Genomic DNA, 20,490 nt, shown 5'->3' on the forward strand with positions numbered 1-20,490 from the left:
GTTGTGCATATTAATCAGTTGTTAGTTTTTAGAGATTAAATTCTTCATTTGCTCGTTGAAGATGTCAAAAAATCTTGAAATGTTAGAGTGTTTTTTATAAAGAACCCCGTGGCACCATATTAGAGTTTTTATTTTCACACCTTTAATCATTTCAGATTTGATAGAACTGCATCCATCAGACATATACCCATTGAGTAATAATAATTTTCCGTCATTAAAAAATTCTGTAGCTAGTTCTCTTACATGATTTTCTAATACTAAAAATGTAGCATCAGTTAGCTTTAATTCATTTTTTGCCAAACATATTGAGAATAACGTATTAAGAGAACTAACTTTAGTCTTATGTTTTTTTTCAAAATCAGATTTATAATCTTCATTTGCTAGATTTGAGGGTATATAATTGATTAGAAAATTAATTTCATCAGATTGGTTTTCGATTGTCTGAGATTGAAGGCTCAGACAGACTAAAAAGGTCGATATTATCACATAAGTTTTTATCAAGATTTTTAATTTCAATTAAATGAATAATATATAATATCAGTTTTTTAGGGTTGTTTGGTCTTCTTTTCCAGCAGACAATAGATTGGCGAAAAGGCGATAAGCGCCAGAAACACCGGCAGGAAATTCCCTGAAGAAACTCAAGCCCGTATATATATAATTTCCTTTGCCGTATTTGGCGACAAGTAAGCTACCTTCTTTTGAGCTTTCCCCTTTGTCATTCATCGCTAACAAGGGAGTAAACTCATCGGACCATTGATTAGGGAAATAGAGACCCCGTTCTTGAACCCATCCTTTAAAGTCTTCTTGGGTAATCTTGTTTGGATAATTAAGTATTGGGTGATTAGGATCTAAAATTCTGACTTCGGCATTTTCATCGGTAACACGATCCCTTGAGAGTTGCAAATCATAAGGCGCAATATTGTCGGTTTTAATGCGTCGATTGGTATTGTACTGCACGATTAAATTACCGCCTTCATTAACATAATCTAATAGGAATTTTTGCTTGAATTTTAATTCATCCAAAATGTTATAAGCTCTTATGCCGACTACGATAGCATCAAAATTTATAAGGTTTTCAGGAGCAATTTGCTCAGGCTTTATAATGGTGACATTATAACCGATTTGACGTAAACTCTCAGGGACAACATCCCCAGCACCTTCAATGTAGCCAATATTGTTGCCGCGTTTAGTTATACCTAGGCGTACCACCTTACTCTTGCTTGGCAGCAATACCGTTTGATAGGGAATATGGTCATAGTCAATTTCTATGAGTTCGTCCGTGTAGAATTCTCCGTTGATATTTACCATTGGCGTAATCAATCCTTCACTTTGGCCTTTGGGTGGAAGCACTGTAAAAACTACTTTCTGGATATCTCCTTTATTGGCGATTTCAATTTTTTGTTTTTCAGGATAGACGCTCCAATCGTTTGGATATGCCATTTGCACATAACCTTCGACAGCATCACGACCTGCTTTCACAGTGATTTCAATCTCTTTTTGTTGATCGTTTTCGAAAATGAATACCTTATTACTTATACTAGCAGATACTTCTGGTATAATTTCAAAGGGTCTGTATAATTCCCCTTGATCTGGTTTTGAATAGCGATACACCACTGGTTTTGTAATTGTTAGTGGCGTGCCATTGATATTTAGATTAAAATCGACAAAGACTGCTCTTGGCGTTTCAGGTAATCCTATGAGTTGTTGCTCTTCAACATGATACATGCCCAAGGAACTTTTCTTATTGAGCCAATAAGGCGCCGTAGTGGCGATATCACTAGGAATCGTAATACCTTCTTCGAAATTTAAACGCTCGTTTTCGGGCATTTCCATGTTTTTTGAAATCCCATTTTGAAGTGTAGACAGCTTGTAGGATACTAGGTTTATTTTTGCATTACTTCGATTTAAAGCTTCTATTCTCAGGCTAATTGTAGAGTTTGGTGAGGTATGTGGTGCGCTAGCCGAAACTTCCAAATACAGACCAGCACAAGCTTCGATAATAGCTTTAAGTTCTTTGGATTTAATTGTTTTCCAATGCTCATTTTTTACGGTTTGGAGCAATTTGTAAGCTTCTAACAACTGTGGTAGGTGTGCAGCAGGATTTATAAAATTGAAATTCTTTTCAATCCCATTTAAAATGTCTCCGATGGCTTGTCCACCTTCAATTCTGCTCCAAGAGGTATCGATTCCAGCGAACACGTCATTACTGCCATCTAGAGGTTCTCCTTTTAAAAATTCAATGTATTCTTCCTGAGTACCGCGTGTGGTTAAACGCCCAAAGCCTTGGCACAGATGCTGACTGCTTGCCAAAGAGGCCACCTCGTTATTAGACATGCCTTTAGTGGGATAATAAACACCGATATCAAAATTGATCATGTTGCTTTTGTCTGCTTTCTCAAAGTTTTCTCGACTACCATAAAACCACCAAGAGGTATTAAAGAACAAACGTTTGGGCTGCCAAGTTTCCGTAAGACTTAGCTGCGACGGATATTTTGAAGCATCATTGGTCAAATCGAAAGCTTCCATACTCAACATGGCAGATGCCGTATGGTGACCATGTGTACTTCCTGGCGTTCTGTGATCGAAGCGGTTGATGATAATATCTGGTTTAAACTCTCTAATGGCCCAAACGACGTCCGCCAGAACTTGATCTTTATCCCAAATATCGAAGGTCTCACTAGGATGTTTTGAATAGCCAAAATCATTAGCTCTAGAAAAACGCTGCTCACCGCCATCCACACCTCTGGCCGCCAATAGTTCTTGCGTTCTGATTACACCAAGCAGCTCTCTTATTTCTGGTCCAATAAGGTTTTGGCCACCATCACCACGTGTTAGGGATAAGTATGCTGTTCGCGCCTTTACTTCGTTAGCCATATAAGCAATCAAGCGCGTGTTTTCGTCATCGGGATGTGCGGCAACGTAAAGTACTGAGCCCAAAACATTGAGTTTTTGAACGGCCTCATAGATTTCAGAAGAACTCAGTTTTTGGGGTTGCTGTGCTTTTAATGTAACCAAGCTACCTAATACGAAACATAGGCAAAGTGTAATCCGGCGCATGTGCTTATGAGTTAGTGACGTTTCAAATATATAAAAGTAACTAACTTATGGGTTTGGTTTTAGGTTTTGTTTAACGTTAAAATATACCTGATGTTTCCTTGCAAGCTTATTGCTGATATATTCCAAGAATCGGGTCGATTCATATCTGAAAATCACAAAATAACTACAACCACTTCTTGCGTTTAAAATAATATAGCATGGCCAAGAACATTAGAATCATTATACCCCAAAGCACGAAGTAGCCATATTTATATTGAAGTTCAGGAATGAACTGAAAATTCATGCCATAAATGCCAGCAATAAAGGTCAATGGAATAAAAATTGTCGCAATAATAGTTAATACTTTCATCACTTCGTTCATCTTATTACTAATGGTCGTCATGTACATATCCATTAAACTCCAAACCATTTCACGATAAATATCTATATTCTCTGATACTTGAATTAGGTGATCGTAAATATCTCTATAATAAGTAATTGTACGTTTGTAGATTAAGGGTTGATCATCTTTAGTAATTCTGCTAATGATTTCGCGCAATGGAAAAATAGCACGTCGAACTTTTAGGATTTCTCGTTTGAGTTGTTGAATTTCAATATTTACATCGTCCCTTGCTTGTCCTTCAAATAATTCGGTTTCTACATCTTCAATTTTATGCCCTAAAGTTTCAATAATGGTATAATAATGATCGACCACAGCATCGATTAATGCATACATAAGGTAATCCGACTTAAGGCCTCTAATTCTTCCATTATTATGACGTAACCTGTGTCTTATGGTTCCAAAAACATCACCTTCAGATTCTTGAAAGGTCAGAACATAGTTCTTTCCAAGTACAAGGCTAACCTGCTCAATGACTAAATTGTCATTTTTATCGTAATAAAGCATTTTTAATACCAAAAACAAATAGGCTTCGTATTCATCAATTTTTGGACGTTGGGTGGTGTTAACGATATCTTCTAAAACTAGAGGATGTAGGTTGTACTGCTTACCTATATTTTCAATTTTATCGGTGTGCTTAAGGCCATCCACATTAATCCAAGTCACCGAATCTGTTTCTTTGTAGTTGACGGCCTCTTCAATATTGAGGAGTATGGATTCTTCAACATTTTCTTTTGTGTAATCGAAACACTCCACCTGAAAATCCTTATCTGATTTTTCACCCGTATAAATAAGGGTGCCAGGGACCTGACCGATATGCTTCACATAATCTTGAGTACGTTTTTTACTAGCTCTTTTTGCCATATTTAGGGGATACTTTAATTTAAAGCATCTTTTTGTATTAAAGTTACAGCCTTTTGAAGAATAAGATTATTTGGATAGGTGACTAAGTCTCCATTATCTTCACGTAACAGTAATTGAAATGCTCTTATATCTTCAATAATGGCTTCAACGGGATAATCCTTATCGTGAATCTTTATTTTATCCCCCACTTTATAAGGAAAGGAGAAAAACATAATAACTCCCGAGGTTATATTACTTAAAATAGACCAAATAGCGAATAGCCCTATGCCAATAACCGCAAATACCGAGGAAAATACCAAGGTAATATCATGTGTGTCGAACCCCAAAATAAAGGCTTCTATAAGAAACGCCATAAGCACTAATGTTACTGTAGCATAACGACCAATTAAATGGGCTCTTGCTTCCGTTGTACCACTACGCTTCCCGATGCGTTTAACACTAAGCACGATGATGGTCCTTACAATGAATAGGACAATGAGTACGATGACCGAATAGATAATTTCAGAACGGTAGGTTTCGAAGAATTGTATCATGTTACAGTACTTTGATCTGTAACAAATATAGTTTAAAATAGGTGTCGGTTTAGTGTTCCGACTGTCCCAATAGCTATTGGGATAGGAATGTGTCGAGAACTGGATATTGAATTCATCCTACTTCTCGATATAAATTTTATAATTTTAAAGGGCAGAATTTACTCGAAACACCTACTATTACTGTAGTTTTAAAGTTTTTCTCAAACTCTCGTCTACATTACTATTTTTGCTCCAATAGGCCGATTTAATAGATTCTAACTTCGTGGCTTTTGTTGTTAAGGTCTTTGCTGAAGCACCATAACCGCTTTTGGTGGTTTCTTCCCAACCAGAAATGTCATATGGAAATTCTAGATTAAAATTGATTTTAAGTGTTCTGTTGAGCTCAGGATATGTGATGGTATAAGTGCCGCCGTCTAGGCTAGCAAAGGCGTTATAGGCTTTGATGTCTTTGTGTCTTAAACGGATGAACTCTAAAGATGGCACGACATCTATTTCTCCAGTGGGTAGGCTTTTTGGGTCGATGCGGAGTTTCGTCCATAGTTCATTTTCGGTCCAGGTTTTTTCAATATTAAAGTGTTGGTCGGCTTCACTCTGAAAGTAAGAATGCGACATCACTTCAAAATCAGTTCTATTATTAATTTGAGTATAGACTTGTCCGCACCACTCTTGAATAGACGCCGAAACTTTTAAAGCGTGGGCATTATTAGCCACAGGATAGAACGTACTCTGCATAATAGAATAGGGGTAAATCCCCGTATTAAAATTTTTGGTAGCATTGAGTTTTAGAACGGGGGTATTAGATTCACTATAATGATCTGCTTTGACTTGGGCCTTGGGTAAAAAATCTTCGGTAACAAAAACTAATACGGCAGTACCATCTCGTAGTTCTCCATAACGTGCCTGTTCTAGTTTGTAAGAGGTGATTTCGGCTTCGCCAGCATACCAATAGGCTTTGAATTCTTGAGATAGCTTAGTTTTTGGCTTTACAGGAGCTTCTTTTATTTCAGATATCGCAAGTATTTCAGTAGTTTCAGGTCTATCGTCTTTGCAAGACATGACGATAATTAGCATACATATAAAGCATAAAAAAACGACAAGTGCTTTTATGGATTTGTTCATTTTTCAAGTTTTTTACAAAAATAAGAAGATATTAGGTGTTAACTATGTTAATTAACGTTTCATAAAACAAATGCGTGGGTAGGCCTACCACATTATTGTAGGAGCCCTCAATGTGGGTAATGCCGATAGCCCCAATCCATTCTTGTATGCCGTAGGCACCAGCTTTGTCTAGGGGTTTATAACTGTTGACATAGAACCAGATTTCTTCATCTGTCAATGCTTTAAAGGTTACTTTAGTGGTTGTGTTGACGAGTTTTTGACGGTGTCTTTGCGTAAAACAAATCGAGGTCATTACTTGGTGCGTGGTATTGCTTAAGGATTTTATCATCCTAAAGGCATCTTCTTCATTTTTTGGTTTTTCGACGGCTTTCCCATCCAACCAAACAATAGTGTCACTCGTAATTAAGATATCCTTTTCCGCAAGGTTCTTTTTGAAAGCCTCCGCTTTTAACTTGGCTAAAAAATCGGTGATTTCGGTACCTTTCAGAGTTTTGGGATAAACTTCATCTACGGGATGCAGTTGGACCTCAAAATCGATAAGCATAGCCTTTAAAAACGCATGGCGCCTGGGCGAAGCCGATGCCAAAATGAGGTTGTATTCTTTGAGTTGGTCGTTGAGCATTTATATTATCTAATTAAAAGTTAAAACCCTGCATGTACACTTTGTAGGACTGAAATTTTATTGCAACCACTTTAGTTTCTATAAACTTCTTGAACGTATTTGTCATTTCGAACGAAGTGAGAAATCTCATTGCAAAATGAAACTGTGAGATTCCTCGTCCCCCGAATTCTCGGGGTCTGTCGGAATGACATTAAGCTCCTTAGTGAATTTCATTTCAACAAATATGGATATAGTGTAATTGAAAGCAATCCTGTTAGCATAACTAATTTAAGTACTAAACTTAAATGTTTATAATGTGATTTATGTTCTGCACCAAATAGTTTTATAGTGATATAGATTAAAGGTGCTATGACGAAGATGAGGAAATAACCGACAAAAAGCTGTTGTTTAAACAAGTTGGTAATGACGTAGTAGACTACAGAGAATAATGGAATCAACGACAGTATACATACAATTTTAGTGCTGCGTTCTCGGCCTAATGCGATGGGCAGTGTTTGCATACCAGCTTTATGATCACCATCAATATCTTCAATATCCTTAACCAGTTCTCGAATAAAGTTAATCATAAAGGCAAAAATGGCGTAGTCTAAAATAAGTCGAAAAAAGAATATCTGAACTTCTCTATTTTCTTCATTTATAACGGGCAGTAATTCAAAAATCCCTACTAAAAGCAAGCTCAAAGCTACCGTCAGAGACACCACAATATTTCCGATGAGTAACATCTGCTTTAAGTAAGATGAGTAAATGTATAGCAGTGCAGAGGCTATAATAAAAATGACAAAAAAACCTGATTTTCCAATACCATTAGATAGATAAAAGCCTAGCCCAACTCCTATAATATTGAGTATAATAAATAATCTAAGCGCTACCTTTTCCGAAATATGTCTATTAACAATCAACCGTTCTGGTTTATTGACTTTATCCGTTTCAATATCGTAGATGTCGTTAATGACATAACCACTAGCGGCAATACAAACGGTAGCAATTACCAATAATGAAAAGTTCAAAGGGCTCAGTGTAGTCATAACTCCATGACTTTCAAAAAAGGGGAGGAGCAGTGCATACTTAATTAAGATTTGCGCTAGGGCAATCATAACTAGGTTTTTCCAGCGCATTAGATTTAGAAAATGAATCATGTAATGGGATTAACGAGAGAGAATTTGATTGATTAAATAATAAGCGATATACGCCACTCCAGCAAAAACAATAAGGCTTACAATGGTGGTTCTAATAAATAGCCTGCGTTCTTGCTTTCTTATTTTATCTTTTATTTTTTGCTTGTCAGCCTTGCTTAAATCTTTGTGCATAAACTCCATTTCGTAATGGAGGTGAGCTTCGAGATCTAGTTTTTCTTTATATACAGAAAAGGGCACAGAGGTTTTTTGGTTAAAGGTCGATTGGCTGTTGCCAAAACCTATATAACCAAAACCTGTACTATGTCTTCTACTTCTGCGTCCCATGTATTAGTCGTATTTTGCATCGAAATTGCTATTCCATTTACCATGGACTTTAAGCACCTGTTCTATCACATCGCGCACGGCACCTTTGCCGCCATTTTTGTGCGAGATATACTTCGAAATTGCCTTAATCTCAGGTGCCGCATCCTGAGGGCAGCACGGTAAGCCTACTAGTTTCATCACCGGATAATCTGGAATGTCATCTCCCATATACAACACGGATTCGGGCTTGATATTGTAAATATCCAAATATTCATCCAACTGTTCAATTTTGTGGTGTGCCCCGAGATAAATATCGGTAATACCAAGACCTCTTAGTCGTTTTCGAACGCCTTCATTAGAGCCCCCAGAAATGATACAGACCTTAAACCCCGCATCCACAGCTGTTTTTAAGGCAAAACCATCTTTAATACTCATGCTTCGCAGCATTTCTCCATCAGTGGTAACTGTAATAGTGCCATCGGTGAGGACACCGTCAACATCGAAGATAAAGGTGGTAATATTTATTAAATGTTCTTTATAGCTTTTAGCGTCTGATTTATCCATTTGTTTTTATAATGTGTCACTTCGAGAACCTCAGTGACCCGTTTTATCTTTAGTCTTTCTTTGGTTATTGGGAACAGTCGAGACACCATGAGTTTTTTTGATTGAAGCGGTCAACAATTCATAAATGGCTTTGTGTGCTTCATTCTCTATTTGCTTTAAATGCCTTCTGATGGTTTTTTTATCGTTGCGTTTTGCTGGTCCTGTTTGCGCCATATAGGGTGACATGTCCTGAACCTTTTTGGCCGTTTCTAATATTAAGGGCTTTAAGATATCAAAATTTATGCTTTTCGCATCACTAATCTCGTGGGCAATGCGATACAATTGATTGGTGAAATTATTGACAAAAACGGCGGATAAGTGTATGGTCTGTCGTTGCTCTGTAGTGATTCTATAAGGCGTACACCCTAAGGCTTCAGCCAAACCCTTCATAAACTGAAGGTTAGACTTTTCAGTAACTTCAATACAAATTGGTATAGCACTAAAGTCGAGATCTGCCCCTTTAGAAAAGGTTTGTACTGGGTAAAACACAGCACGCTGATTTTTTTTGTCCAAATCGTGAATAGAAACACTACCTGAGGTATGGGCCACTAAGCGATTTTCAAAAGGCAGGTCTTTGGATAGCTTAGTAATACTGTCATCGCTGATCGCCAAAATATAAATATCCGCCGCTTTTATTTGCGATAAATCATCCGTGGTTTCAACGGCATTGGCGTAGGAGGATATAGCGCTGTAGGAGCGATTATACCACTGTATCAAAGTAACAGCATCAGACGATTTAAACGCTTTATACAAATGTATGGCCACATTGCCAGCGCCAAGAAGAACGACAGTTATCATGCTGTAAAAATAGTAAGATTTAGATTAAAAGAATAACTTTGAACTATGGACAAATCAGATATTAAAAGTAGAGCAGATGTGTTTAAGTTGGTTTCTACTTTTTACGCCAAAATTAGAAAAGATGAGGTTCTAGGCCCTTTTTTTAATAAGACGATTAAAGATTGGGATACGCACCTAGAGCATTTAACGACCTTTTGGGAATCGAGTTTGTTTTTAAAAACCAAGTATTATGGTAACCCCCTAGAGGCTCATGTCAAGGTCGATGCAGCTCACAACAACACGATTACAGAGTTACATTTTGGCTTATGGTTGAATTTATGGTATCAAACCATAGATGAATTGTTCGAAGGGGATTATGCCGAAAATGCCAAACGTCGTGCCCGAAAAATGGGTACATTTTTATATTTAAAGATTTTTGAAGCTAGAACTAAATAAAACAACTAACGAATTATGAAACTTCTTAATGAATTTAAAGAGTTTGCCGTAAAAGGCAATATGATGGACATGGCCATTGGTATTATCATTGGTGCCGCATTTAACAAGGTCATCGATGTATTGGCTAAGCAAGTATTGTTGCCTCCCTTGTCCTTGCTGTCCGATGGGATTAACTTTCAGGATAAGAAATTGGTGCTTAGAGATGCCATTACCGATGCAACGGGAACCATCACAACAAGTGAAGTTGTCGTAGCTTATGGTGCACTTTTGGAAGTCTTTCTCGACTTTTTAATCATTGGTTTCACGATTTTTATTGTAGTCAAAGGGATGAACCGATTACGCAATAAAGCACAAGATGCCGACGACCATACGGTTGTGACTCCAAAAGATATAGAACTCCTGTCTGACTTAAAACATTTGATGGAAGAGCAAAATCAATTGTTAAAGTCTAGAGCTTCGAATTAATTAAAATTTAAGATGCTAAGCGATTAGGAAAGCAAAAGTGACAGCTAAAAATTTATTGGCAATTTTTAACGCTTTTTGAGGGTTTAAAAACGACTGCAAAATCATCAAAAAGCATTATCTTTGCACGAGCTTAAAAAAGCCTACCGCGCTATGCAAAAGAAAATCATTAATTTCCTCTTTTCCACAAGACTTACTGCTGTTTTATTTATTGTTTTTGCTGTGGCTATGGCCACGGGAACTATCTTAGATAGAAACATGGAAACCTCGCCAACACCTTATACCAGAACTTTGATTTACAATGCTTGGTGGTTCGAGACCATCATGGTCATTTTTGTGATTAATTTTATTGGTAACATAGGACGATACCGCCTATGGCGAAAAGAGAAGTGGGCTACCTTAATTCTACACTTGGCATGGATATTTATCATTGTTGGTGCCGGAGTAACGCGTTATATTGGATATGAGGGTATGATGAATATCAGGGAAGGAGCGACAGAAAGTCAATTCCGATCTTTAAAAACCTATATCAGTGGTCGTATTGTGGGTAAATACGAAATTAATGGGCAGTTGCAACAACGCAATATTATGGAGGAGGTGGATTTTTCGCATCGTCTAGATAATGATTTTGATCGTACCTATGATTATGGAGACACTAAGGTCAATGTGAAACTCAAAAAATTTATCAAAGGGGCAGAAAAAGATATCATACCGGATGAAAATGGGGAAAGCTATTTGAAGATTGTTGAAGCCGATGATGGAAGACCCCATAATCACTTTTTAAAAGAAGGGCAAATCTCTAATTTACATAATATTCTAATCTCCCTAAATAAGGAACAAGAAGGCGCTATAAATATTTTTAACACTGAGGAAGGTTTATTCATTAAGTCACCTTATGAAGGTGAGTTCATGACTATGGCAACTGGTCAACGGGGTAAATTGGTAAAAGATAGCTTGCAACGCTTAGCACTGCGCTCGCGATACCTTATTGGGAATATGCAATTGGTTTTTCCTAAACCCGTCGTGAAAGGTGTTTTTGATATTGTTAAAAAACCTACCATTCTAAAAGGAGATCAAAGTGGTGCTGTTCTAGATATAACGGCTAATGGTGAAACTAAAAGTATCAACCTCCTTGGTGGCCCGGGTACCTATAACAGACTGGAAGACATCAATGTGGGTGGGTTGGATGTGGCCTTGCGCTTTGGCTCTCGATTAGAACAGTTGCCCTTTCAGGTAAAGCTTAATGACTTTATTGCCGAAAAATATCCAGGGACTGAGAATGCCTACTCTTCTTATGAAAGCAAAGTCACTGTTTTAGATCAAGATCAGGGAGATTTTGATTATCACATCTACATGAACAATATTCTCGATCACAAAGGCTATCGGTTTTTTCAAGCGAGTTTTGATCCCGATGAAAAAGGTACGGTATTATCTGTAAATCATGATCGTTGGGGCACTTACATTACGTATGCTGGTTACTTATTATTATACTTTGGACTAATGGCGATTCTCTTCGCTAGGCATACACGATTCGATGATTTAAGACAACGTTTGTATAAGCTTAAAACGAAAAAGGCAAAGTTGATGACGATGATTACTTTGTTATTGAGCTTTTCTGGTTTAGCCCAACAGCATTCGCAAAGCGATGGTCATAATCACTCCCAAAAACCGGCCAAGGCACAGATTGATTCTATTTTACACGCCAATATCACACCAGAAGCCCATGCTGATAAATTTGCAAAAATGGTCATTCAAGACTATAGCGGTCGTATGATGCCGATGCATACCTATGCTTCTGAAACACTTCGAAAGCTCAGTAAAAAAGATGTCTACGAGGAGTTTAATGCAACTCAGGTCTTCCTATCTATACAAGAGAGCCCGTTATTATGGTATAATGTACCCATTGTTTATTTAAAGAAAAGAAAAGCGGACTCAATACGAACGCTTATTGGGGTAGACTATGGGGAAAAATATGCCAGTTTAGTCGACTTTTTTGAACCAGACGGGAGCTACAAATTAGCGCCATATCTCGAAGAAGCTTACAAGGCACAGGTCCCTAATGGATTTCAGAAAGAGGTGAAGGAGGCCGATTCGCGCGTTAATCTGTTGTACAATGCCATACAAGGGCGTTCCGTTAAAATATTTCCTGTTCCAGAGGATGAAAACAACACTTGGATATCGGCATTAGAATTTAGAGAAGCAGGCTATGGTGATAAAATAAGAGATTCCCTATACCAAAATTTTATCAATAACGGTTTTAGTGCTTATCTAGTCACTTTAAATAATGCTAAGCAAACAGGCGATTTTACAAAAGCTGAAGGACTCTTAGAAGGTATAAAGAAAACCCAGCAAAAATTTGGTGGTGATATCATGTTATCGGATGAAAAGATTGAAGCTGAAATTCTATATAATAAGTACGATATTTTTAAACAATTGTTCAGCTACTATATGTATGCTGCTACGGCTTTATTTATCCTCATTATTTTTCAGATATTTTATTATAAAAACAAATGGTTGAAAATCGCGATTAACGTTTTGATTGGCATTCTTGTTGCTTTATTTGCCCTTCACGTAGTCGGTTTGATTTGGCGCTGGTACCTTTCAGGTCACGCCCCTTGGAGCGATGCCTATGAGTCCATGATATACGTGGCTTGGTCGGTGATGTTATTTGGTTTATTGTTAGGTAGAAAAAGTAGTCTTACAGTGGCGGCGTCTGCCTTTGTTTGTTCTATAATTTTAATGGTCGCCCATTGGAATTGGATGGATCCGGCCATCGCCAACCTTCAACCTGTTTTGCAAGGCTATTGGCTTATGATACACGTATCGGTTATTGTAGCGAGTTATGGTCCTTTTGCCATAGGTATGATTCTTGGTGTAACAGCCCTGCTTTTAATGATTCTAACCAACACAACCAATAAAGAACGTATGCTCATAAACATAAAGGAATTGACCATAATTAATGAGTTGGCATTAACCATAGGTCTAGTGATGTTAACCATTGGGAATTTCTTGGGCGGTATGTGGGCTAATGAAAGTTGGGGTCGCTATTGGGGTTGGGACCCTAAAGAAACTTGGGCCTTAATCAGTATTATGATTTATGCCTTTGTGATTCATATGCGATTAATCCCTGGATTACGCGGACGATGGTTGTATAATCTCATGTCCGTGTTGGCCTTTGGAAGTATCTTAATGACTTATTTTGGAGTTAATTTCTATTTATCAGGCTTACATGCCTATGCCAGCGGTGATCAGATACTGAGTTTTCAGTTTATAGCTATTACATTGGTTATCATAGCGATATTAGCCTTTTTCGCCTATAGAAAGCACAAGATCTATTACAAATAGTCAATTATTTCTTTAGTATTTTTTTAACACATTGTAATTTTTTTTAAATTGAGGTTTTAAACTAACCCTCAAAGATGGATTACTTCAAAAAATTAGGAACTGCAAATTTGTTCATGTTGATCTTATGTGCAGTTATAATTATTGTCGCAGAATATTTGTTTTTAACCGGAGATCAAATGCATGGTATATTTGTGGGCCTTTGGGCACCAACCTTACTGGGTGTTATGATCTACTTAAAGCTTGTAGATCATGGTGGCAAATGATATCGTTTTATGGTTTTCTATTATTGTCATTGCGCTGGTTGCACTTTGGGCGATTCTTATGATTCGTGCCTATAATAAGGCTGGTAAAAACGACTAAACTTCTCTTACACTCTTTTTTATGTTCCTTATCTTTGCGTAAAAAAGAAAATGCGCTTAACACTTCGCCTCGCAGCAGTCTATAATATTATTTGGGGCACTTGGGTCGTTTTGTTTCCCAATCATTTTTTTGACCTTGTCGGTATGGAGCCGCTTAATCACCCTATGGTTTGGCAGGGTATGGGCATGGTTATCGGAGTTTATGGTTTGGGCTATTGGTGGGCATCCTATAATCCAATGAAGCACTGGCCTATTGTTGCTGTGGGCTTTTTAGGGAAAATCTTTGGCCCTGTAGGGTTTCTATTTAATTATTTAAATGGCGATGTACCTTTTGCCTTTATGTATACATTGATCACTAATGATTTTATCTGGTGGATTCCATTTTTTCTGATTCTTAGGAAAGTACATGTGGATCATAAATGGAAACTACAATGATTAGAGTCTTATGTCTTTTGTTAATAGGGTTCTATCTGTTTGCTGGGAGTTATCATTTTATAAATCCGGGGTTTTACTCAGATCTAATTCCCGATTACTTACCATATCATTCGTTTATTAATTATGTAAGTGGTGTTTTGGAAATCGTTTTGGGTATTGGTGTTGCATTTCCGAAGACAAGGTTGCTGGCGGTTAAAGGTATCATTGTATTACTCATTTTATTTATACCATCGCACATTGATTTTATCATCAAGGGGTCTTGTGTAGAAAGTGCCTTTTGTGTTTCACCTTGGATAGCCTGGTTGAGATTATTGATTATACATCCAATACTCATGTATTGGGCATGGATGATTAGAAAAACGGATGCCTATGACACTTGAAATCATAAGATTACTCATCGATTTTGGATTTGTCGTTTTAATTTGGGCCGTTCAATTAGTTATTTATCCGAGTTTTGTCTATTATACCAAAGCGCGTTTGGTCGAGTGGCACAGAAGCTATACCAAACGCGTTACTTACATCGTATTGCCTTTAATGTTCAGTCAATTAATAGTGTGTACTATTCAGCTGTGGCAAACTGTAAATTGGTACACCTGTCTTAGTTTAATCCTAATTTTGATATTGTGGTTTCTGACGTTTCGCGTCTTTGTGCCTCTCCACTTTAGTATAGATCATAATCGTCCTGTTGAGAATGTCTGTGAAAAGTTGGTGACAAAAAATTGGTCGCGAACGGTCTTGTGGACAGTATTATTTTTAATATCCTTGCTTAATTTTCTTTGGAATTAAAAAAAAATGTGCATATTTGCGCCATTATGATTGCTTAATTCACCTTTCGGAAAAAATCATCACCACTTCATGTGATGTAGAAATGCTAAACAAATGACTTGTTTAGCTATGTTCAATAGTACATTTTTTAAATTATGCAATCCAATAAAATTTCAATATTACAATTTTTCAAATATCTAAGAATCGCAGTTTCAGGTAAGGAACAGAATTTTACCTCTGGTAGTATACGTAGGGCCGTTTTTATGTTGTCCATTCCTATGATTTTGGAAATGCTCATGGAATCTATCTTTGCTATTGTCGATATATTTTATGTTTCTAAGGTTAGTGTCAATGCGGTGGCGACTATAGGGCTTACCGAATCTGTTATCACTTTGGTATATGCCGTAGCCATAGGTTTAAGTATGGCGGCTACAGCTATTGTGGCACGGAGAATAGGCGAGCAAGATCCTGAAGGGGCTTCGCAGGCGACGGTGCAGGTAATAGGTCTCGGTGTTTTGGTAGCGGCCGTTATCAGTGCCATAGGTATATTTTTTCCTAAAGATATCTTACAACTCATGGGTGGTGAACCCGATTTAATTGCAGAAGGCTATGGTTATACCCAGATTTTGCTAGGGGGGAATGTAACCATTATGCTATTGTTTTTAATCAATGCTGTTTTTAGAGGAGCCGGTGATGCTTCAATAGCTATGTGGGCTCTGGTACTTTCTAATGGCTTAAATATCATTTTGGACCCTATATTTATTTTTGGACTAGGTCCGATACCAGCTTATGGCGTAAAAGGTGCTGCCATTGCAACGACCATCGGTAGAGGTACAGCTGTAATCTTTCAACTGTTGGTTTTATTTTATGGTTGGAGTAAAATAAAAATCGCTTTTAAGGATATTGTTCTTAGAGTTGCCGTAATGGTTAATCTTATCAAGGTATCTCTAGGAGGTATTGGACAATTTTTAATTGGCACATCATCTTGGGTGTTTTTGATGCGAATTATGAGCGAATTTGGTAGTGAGGTTTTAGCCGGTTATACGATTGCCATACGGGTCATGATGTTTACACTTATGCCTGCTTGGGGAATGAGTAATGCGGCAGCGACCTTAGTAGGTCAAAATCTAGGGGCCCAAAAACCAGATCGTGCCGAAGCTTCTGTCTGGAAAACAGGAAAATATAGCGCTTTTTTTATGGGCTTTGTATCTGTGGTGTATCTCATTTTTGCACCAGAGATTATCTCGTGGTTTACATCAGAAACCGAAGTGATTAAAAATGGAGCTTTATGTCTCAGAATTATTGCTGCCGGTTACGTGTTTTATGGTTACGGTATGGTGATTATTAATGCCTTTAATGGCGCCGGCGATACAAAAACCCCGACCTGGATTAATTTTATTTGCTTTTGGCTATTTCAATTGCCATTGGCTTATATATCTGCCTTATCCTTGGATTTAGGACCGCTAGGTGTTTTTATCGCCATTACTTTGGCAGAAGTATTGATTACGGTAATTGGGCTTATATGGTTTAGAAAAGGCTACTGGAAAAATGTAAAAGTATAAAAAAAGCCTTTCCATTTCGGAAAGGCTTTTCAACCTAATTAAACTAAGATTAAGCTTCAGATGTGGTTGAAGTTGAAGCTACAGCAAGGCTGTATACAACTAATCCAAAACCTATTTTATTCACGGCATCACCAATGTTATAAATAACATCCATGTTAAGGCCTAATCCAGCTAAACCGTCATACCAACCTTCTGTTCCGGCCATATAGCCTAAAGGATAGATAGCCCATCCCACCAATACAAACCAACATAAGGTTTTGTGTGCTTTTAAAACGGCTCCACCAGCTTGTTCTGCCAATTTTTTTGCGGCTCCAAACCAAATGATATAAACAATAGCAAAATACGCTAGACCAGAGATAAGTCCCCAAACGGCTGGTCCAGGTGCGGTGGTATGTACAGCTTCACCGAAGTAGCCAGTCACTAGCATAATGACTGATAAGAAAATCATTTGCCACATTAGGGATTTTTTAGCGCCTGCAACTTTTAAGATAAGATAAAACTCAACACACATTAGTGGTACGGTAAGGACCCAATCGACATATCTAAAAAATGTTGGGGATTCTTCGAAGGATGCCCAATAATCTCGCATGTACCAATAATGTACTGCAGCAATAAATGTAATTAATCCTGAAACAAGGATTGATGTCCTCCATTTTCTATCAAAGCTGTTCATTGATAAAAAGAAAAAGGCCGAAGCGGCCATCATGGCCATACACCCGACAAAGAATGTAAAGCCAACGTAATCATCAGTTGCAATTTTACTTGCTTCTGCCATTAAAACGGTTAGTAATTTCATAATGTTAATTATTTTGTTTAAGCAAATTTAAAAATAGTTAAACAAAAATATGTTTAAAGTTTTCATAAAAAAATTAAACAAAATATAATTTTCATACCTTTATATTATGAAATTCCCAATTTTCAGTTTGATTTTTACCGTATTCTTATTTTGGCTAACCACCCAGATTAGTGCGTCTTATGAAGAATATCTATCCTATATTTTTATATTAACTGTAGGCATAATTCACGGGTCGAATGATATTTCACTCATTAAAGTTGTAAGAAAACGAGAGAAACTTTCTATAAAGTACCTGTTGTTTTACATTGGACTCGTTCTTTTAAATACTATTGCATTTTTGGTTTCGCCCATTTTAGCTCTAGTTCTCTTTGTTCTTATTAGTTGCTATCATTTTGGCGAACAACATTTTCATCATCAGATTAAAGAACTCAATATCTTAAGTAGACTGTTGTTTTTAAGCTATGGAATTTTAATATTCGGTTTGTTGTTTTACTTTAATTCAGATCATACATCTCTAATCATCACTGATCTAATAGCATACGCATTAACTGAACATCAATTTTTATGGTTTTTAGGTGTTGGGATTATTTCTACTTTGTTGTTTTATGGCCTTAATTTTAAAAACTTTAAAACCGGGTCTAACCATTTTCAAGAAGTATTTTTGATTTTATTATTTGCTATACTCTTTAAGTTGGCCGCATTATTATGGGCTTTCGCCATATATTTTGTAGTATGGCATTCCATTCCTAGTCTTAGGGATCAGATTAAAGTACTTTATGGCGAATCCACTAAGATAAGCATTATGCAATACATAAAATCTTCATTGATGTATTGGTTGATTTCAATTTTTGGATTAACGCTGCTATACTTCGCTACCAGCTATTACCAAGTAAATTTTGTGACGGTCTTTTTTGCTTTTCTAGCTGCGATTACAGTTCCTCATGTGATCGTCATGTATTTTTTAAATAAGAATTGAACTTTCTTTAAAACATTTAAAAGTCTTATCTTATTTTTATATCATGAAAAAACTAGGATTAAATACCATATGTACACACGTTGGTGAAATTAAAGACGAACAGTTTAAGGGTTCTATTTCGCCCATGTATTTGAGCTCTTCTTATGAGTTTTTGGATGTTGATGTAAAACGTTATCCAAGATATTTCAATACGCCAAATCAGGAATATCTCTCCAAAAAGATTGCCGCACTAGAACATACGGAAACTGCCCTAATTTTTGGTTCAGGTATGGCTGCAATAAGCCATATGTTTTTGGCGTTTTTACAAAAGGGCGATCATTTGGTGGTACAAAATACGTTATATGGTGGAACGGTTAATTTTATAAAGGAAGAGTTTCCTAAATACGGTATAGATTACACATTTACAAATGGTTATAAGGTGGAAGATTTTGAAGCTGCCATCCAAGGGAATACAAAGCTCATCCATATCGAAACCCCTTCAAATCCGTTGTTGACCATTACGGATATCAAGGCTTTGGTTCAACTGGCCAAGTCCAGAAATATCTTAACATCTATAGACAATACCTTCGCCTCACCTGTCAATCAAAACCCTATCGATTTGGGTATGGATATGGTGATGCATTCGGCGACCAAATATTTTGGTGGTCATAGCGATATATGTGCCGGTGCCGTTGCCAGTACCCAAGAGCATATTGAGCGGATTTGGAATGTGAGTAAGAATTTGGGAGGTAGCCTGAGTGATATGACGGTCTGGATGTTAGAGCGCAGTATGAAAACCTTAGGACTGCGTGTCAAAGCCCAAACTAAAAATGCTATGAAGTTGGCCAAATGGTTGTCTAAGCATCCTCAGATCGATAAGGTCTATTATCCTGGTCTAAAATCGCATCCAGAGCACAAACTGGCAAAATCCCAAATGAAAGGTTTTGGAGCGATGCTGTCTTTTGAATTAAAAGAAGGTTTGGATGCTTATCAATTTCAAAAGGCGTTGCGATTAGTAAAATCGTCAATGAGTTTAGCTGGTGTTGAAAGCACCGTTATTTCACCACATTTAACATCTCATGCCTTGTTAACCCAAGAGGAGCGAGAGGCTGTCGGTATTAGCGATCGGTTAATTCGATTTTCTGTTGGGATAGAAGAATTTAAAGATGTAAAGAAAGATATCAATCAGGCTATAGCGCGGCTAACTTAGGTTTTTGTTTTCTAGAGTCGGTTGTTATACTGATTCCAACTTGAATTCTGTTCAAGTTGTTTTTTCTAATATGCTGTTTTAAATAACCTATTTGAAGTCTGGAGTTTTTCAATACGTTAATACCAATGCCGGCGTAAAATCGATTTTCGTGAAAGACCTGATCCTGAAAGTTGACAAAGGGCTCTTCGGAGATCAATAAGAAAAACGTTTTGCTTAAATCGTACTTTAAACTGATGCGATAACGAAAACGGTTTTGAAGTTCGTTTCGGTCTGAAAAATCTAAAAAGCGATGTTCTAGTTTTGTCCGGTGCTGGATACTTATCTTGGATACCTTTTGAGTAAAGGTGTACTGTTCAAAAATACGGTGCTCGTGTATATGAGGTTCGTTATCAAATTCGAATACCGTGTCAATATCCAAATACGCATAACCAAGCCCAATAGTCATATTAGTGTTGAGATGGTAATTGCCCCTAAGCGATACAAAAGCCAAATTATAGTTAGATGAAGGTTCGTAAAACCGTAATTCGGCATAGGGATTAAGACTTAATCGTTCACTTAATCTGTGATGGCTTCCGTACGTATACCAGGATCCCAAATAATCCTCGGAGGGGTTTTGGGCAACTAATTGAAAGGTGTAAAAGACTAGAAGTAGAGAAAGCAGGATTCTCATGATAGCTATGTTAAAAAAAGAGGCAGCCTGAAAAGTGAATTGATTAGTTTTGTCATTCTGAGCGTAGCGAAGAATCTTATTT

Annotated in this window: 21 protein-coding genes; 9 read left to right on the forward strand and 12 right to left on the reverse strand. The window is 37.2% G+C overall.

The window, feature by feature from the left end; translation table 11 throughout:
• Window positions 1–21 precede the first annotated feature (21 nt).
• The 10 genes from ACO052_RS11575 to ACO052_RS11620 form a co-directional block, all read right to left on the reverse strand.
• Entirely contained in the window at window positions 22–516 is a 495-nt protein-coding gene (locus ACO052_RS11575) for a hypothetical protein (protein WP_422103919.1), read from the reverse strand.
• 21 nt (window positions 517–537) lie between these two features.
• Window positions 538–3,057: a PIG-L family deacetylase gene (locus ACO052_RS11580; RefSeq protein ID WP_422103920.1), complete on the reverse strand. Its 2,520-nt coding sequence runs from the start codon at window positions 3,055–3,057 to the stop codon at window positions 538–540.
• 163 nt (window positions 3,058–3,220) lie between these two features.
• Window positions 3,221–4,300, reverse strand: a complete 1,080-nt coding sequence (gene corA / locus ACO052_RS11585; protein ID WP_422103921.1) for a magnesium/cobalt transporter CorA — start codon at window positions 4,298–4,300, stop codon at window positions 3,221–3,223.
• Between the two features lie 14 nt (window positions 4,301–4,314).
• A complete protein-coding gene (locus tag ACO052_RS11590) occupies window positions 4,315–4,833 on the reverse strand; it encodes a mechanosensitive ion channel domain-containing protein (RefSeq protein WP_422103922.1) in 519 nt (172 codons plus the stop codon).
• Between the two features lie 177 nt (window positions 4,834–5,010).
• Window positions 5,011–5,952 (reverse strand): septum formation inhibitor Maf, encoded by a 942-nt coding sequence (locus ACO052_RS11595; protein WP_422103923.1) that lies wholly within the window; start codon window positions 5,950–5,952, stop codon window positions 5,011–5,013.
• 31 nt (window positions 5,953–5,983) lie between these two features.
• Entirely contained in the window at window positions 5,984–6,574 is a 591-nt protein-coding gene (locus ACO052_RS11600) for a Maf-like protein (RefSeq protein ID WP_422103924.1), read from the reverse strand.
• Window positions 6,575–6,783: 209 nt separating this feature from the next.
• Window positions 6,784–7,710 carry a geranylgeranylglycerol-phosphate geranylgeranyltransferase gene (locus tag ACO052_RS11605; protein WP_422103925.1) on the reverse strand — a complete coding sequence of 309 codons (927 nt, stop codon included), beginning with the start codon at window positions 7,708–7,710 and terminating at the stop codon, window positions 6,784–6,786.
• Between the two features lie 9 nt (window positions 7,711–7,719).
• A complete protein-coding gene (locus ACO052_RS11610) occupies window positions 7,720–8,034 on the reverse strand; it encodes a hypothetical protein (RefSeq protein WP_422103926.1) in 315 nt (104 codons plus the stop codon).
• Window positions 8,035–8,037: 3 nt separating this feature from the next.
• Window positions 8,038–8,577 (reverse strand): KdsC family phosphatase, encoded by a 540-nt coding sequence (locus ACO052_RS11615; RefSeq protein ID WP_422103927.1) that lies wholly within the window; start codon window positions 8,575–8,577, stop codon window positions 8,038–8,040.
• A gap of 30 nt (window positions 8,578–8,607) precedes the next feature.
• The gene (locus tag ACO052_RS11620; RefSeq protein ID WP_422103928.1) at window positions 8,608–9,414 is read right to left on the reverse strand and encodes a Rossmann-like and DUF2520 domain-containing protein; all 807 of its coding nucleotides are present in this window, start codon (window positions 9,412–9,414) and stop codon (window positions 8,608–8,610) included.
• Between the two features lie 45 nt (window positions 9,415–9,459).
• Here ACO052_RS11620 and ACO052_RS11625 point away from each other — a divergent pair, with 45 nt between their 5' ends.
• The 7 genes from ACO052_RS11625 (at window position 9,460) to ACO052_RS11655 (ending at window position 16,777) form a co-directional block, all read left to right on the forward strand.
• Window positions 9,460–9,849, forward strand: a complete 390-nt coding sequence (locus ACO052_RS11625; protein ID WP_422103929.1) for a group III truncated hemoglobin — start codon at window positions 9,460–9,462, stop codon at window positions 9,847–9,849.
• A gap of 15 nt (window positions 9,850–9,864) precedes the next feature.
• A complete protein-coding gene (mscL, locus tag ACO052_RS11630; protein ID WP_422103930.1) occupies window positions 9,865–10,314 on the forward strand; it encodes a large conductance mechanosensitive channel protein MscL in 450 nt (149 codons plus the stop codon).
• Between the two features lie 150 nt (window positions 10,315–10,464).
• On the forward strand, window positions 10,465–13,656 hold the full coding sequence (gene ccsA, locus ACO052_RS11635; protein ID WP_422103931.1) for a cytochrome c biogenesis protein CcsA: 3,192 nt from the start codon (window positions 10,465–10,467) through the stop codon (window positions 13,654–13,656).
• 410 nt (window positions 13,657–14,066) lie between these two features.
• Window positions 14,067–14,450: an alkyl hydroperoxide reductase gene (locus ACO052_RS11640; RefSeq protein WP_422103932.1), complete on the forward strand. Its 384-nt coding sequence runs from the start codon at window positions 14,067–14,069 to the stop codon at window positions 14,448–14,450.
• A complete protein-coding gene (locus tag ACO052_RS11645; protein ID WP_422103934.1) occupies window positions 14,447–14,830 on the forward strand; it encodes a hypothetical protein in 384 nt (127 codons plus the stop codon). Before ACO052_RS11640 ends, ACO052_RS11645 begins: the two co-directional genes overlap by 4 nt.
• Window positions 14,820–15,236 (forward strand): hypothetical protein, encoded by a 417-nt coding sequence (locus ACO052_RS11650; protein ID WP_422103935.1) that lies wholly within the window; start codon window positions 14,820–14,822, stop codon window positions 15,234–15,236. Before ACO052_RS11645 ends, ACO052_RS11650 begins: the two co-directional genes overlap by 11 nt.
• A gap of 134 nt (window positions 15,237–15,370) precedes the next feature.
• Entirely contained in the window at window positions 15,371–16,777 is a 1,407-nt protein-coding gene (locus ACO052_RS11655) for an MATE family efflux transporter (protein WP_422103936.1), read from the forward strand.
• A gap of 49 nt (window positions 16,778–16,826) precedes the next feature.
• On the opposite strand, the gene ACO052_RS11660 is transcribed toward ACO052_RS11655, so the two are convergent.
• A complete protein-coding gene (locus ACO052_RS11660; RefSeq protein WP_422103937.1) occupies window positions 16,827–17,573 on the reverse strand; it encodes a bacteriorhodopsin-like in 747 nt (248 codons plus the stop codon).
• Between the two features lie 106 nt (window positions 17,574–17,679).
• Between ACO052_RS11660 and ACO052_RS11665 the strand changes: the two genes are divergently transcribed.
• Together ACO052_RS11665 and ACO052_RS11670 are read left to right on the forward strand one after the other, a co-directional pair.
• Window positions 17,680–18,549: a Brp/Blh family beta-carotene 15,15'-dioxygenase gene (locus tag ACO052_RS11665; RefSeq protein WP_422103938.1), complete on the forward strand. Its 870-nt coding sequence runs from the start codon at window positions 17,680–17,682 to the stop codon at window positions 18,547–18,549.
• A 43-nt stretch (window positions 18,550–18,592) separates the two neighbouring features.
• Window positions 18,593–19,738: a trans-sulfuration enzyme family protein gene (locus ACO052_RS11670; protein WP_422103939.1), complete on the forward strand. Its 1,146-nt coding sequence runs from the start codon at window positions 18,593–18,595 to the stop codon at window positions 19,736–19,738.
• Here the strand turns inward: ACO052_RS11670 and ACO052_RS11675 are convergent.
• On the reverse strand, window positions 19,719–20,408 hold the full coding sequence (locus ACO052_RS11675) for a DUF2490 domain-containing protein (RefSeq protein WP_422103940.1): 690 nt from the start codon (window positions 20,406–20,408) through the stop codon (window positions 19,719–19,721). The two genes, ACO052_RS11670 and ACO052_RS11675, sit on opposite strands and share 20 nt — an antisense overlap.
• Window positions 20,409–20,490: the final 82 nt, after the last annotated feature.

The organism is Winogradskyella sp., assembly GCF_965228925.1.
Lineage (GTDB): Bacteria > Bacteroidota > Bacteroidia > Flavobacteriales > Flavobacteriaceae > Winogradskyella.

Coding starts and splice junctions, on each gene's coding strand:
- ACO052_RS11660 (WP_422103937.1), bottom strand. CDS start 17,573: ATGAAATTACTAACCGTTTTAATGGCAGAAGCAAGTAAAATTGCAACT.
- mscL (WP_422103930.1), top strand. CDS start 9,865: ATGAAACTTCTTAATGAATTTAAAGAGTTTGCCGTAAAAGGCAATATG.
- ACO052_RS11615 (WP_422103927.1), bottom strand. CDS start 8,577: ATGGATAAATCAGACGCTAAAAGCTATAAAGAACATTTAATAAATATT.
- ACO052_RS11650 (WP_422103935.1), top strand. CDS start 14,820: ATGACACTTGAAATCATAAGATTACTCATCGATTTTGGATTTGTCGTT.
- ACO052_RS11595 (WP_422103923.1), bottom strand. CDS start 5,952: ATGAACAAATCCATAAAAGCACTTGTCGTTTTTTTATGCTTTATATGT.
- ACO052_RS11580 (WP_422103920.1), bottom strand. CDS start 3,057: ATGCGCCGGATTACACTTTGCCTATGTTTCGTATTAGGTAGCTTGGTT.
- ACO052_RS11605 (WP_422103925.1), bottom strand. CDS start 7,710: ATGATTCATTTTCTAAATCTAATGCGCTGGAAAAACCTAGTTATGATT.
- ACO052_RS11670 (WP_422103939.1), top strand. CDS start 18,593: ATGAAAAAACTAGGATTAAATACCATATGTACACACGTTGGTGAAATT.
- ACO052_RS11640 (WP_422103932.1), top strand. CDS start 14,067: ATGCGCTTAACACTTCGCCTCGCAGCAGTCTATAATATTATTTGGGGC.
- ACO052_RS11610 (WP_422103926.1), bottom strand. CDS start 8,034: ATGGGACGCAGAAGTAGAAGACATAGTACAGGTTTTGGTTATATAGGT.
- ACO052_RS11600 (WP_422103924.1), bottom strand. CDS start 6,574: ATGCTCAACGACCAACTCAAAGAATACAACCTCATTTTGGCATCGGCT.
- ACO052_RS11625 (WP_422103929.1), top strand. CDS start 9,460: ATGGACAAATCAGATATTAAAAGTAGAGCAGATGTGTTTAAGTTGGTT.
- corA (WP_422103921.1), bottom strand. CDS start 4,300: ATGGCAAAAAGAGCTAGTAAAAAACGTACTCAAGATTATGTGAAGCAT.
- ACO052_RS11655 (WP_422103936.1), top strand. CDS start 15,371: ATGCAATCCAATAAAATTTCAATATTACAATTTTTCAAATATCTAAGA.
- ACO052_RS11665 (WP_422103938.1), top strand. CDS start 17,680: ATGAAATTCCCAATTTTCAGTTTGATTTTTACCGTATTCTTATTTTGG.
- ACO052_RS11675 (WP_422103940.1), bottom strand. CDS start 20,408: ATGAGAATCCTGCTTTCTCTACTTCTAGTCTTTTACACCTTTCAATTA.
- ACO052_RS11645 (WP_422103934.1), top strand. CDS start 14,447: ATGATTAGAGTCTTATGTCTTTTGTTAATAGGGTTCTATCTGTTTGCT.
- ccsA (WP_422103931.1), top strand. CDS start 10,465: ATGCAAAAGAAAATCATTAATTTCCTCTTTTCCACAAGACTTACTGCT.
- ACO052_RS11620 (WP_422103928.1), bottom strand. CDS start 9,414: ATGATAACTGTCGTTCTTCTTGGCGCTGGCAATGTGGCCATACATTTG.
- ACO052_RS11590 (WP_422103922.1), bottom strand. CDS start 4,833: ATGATACAATTCTTCGAAACCTACCGTTCTGAAATTATCTATTCGGTC.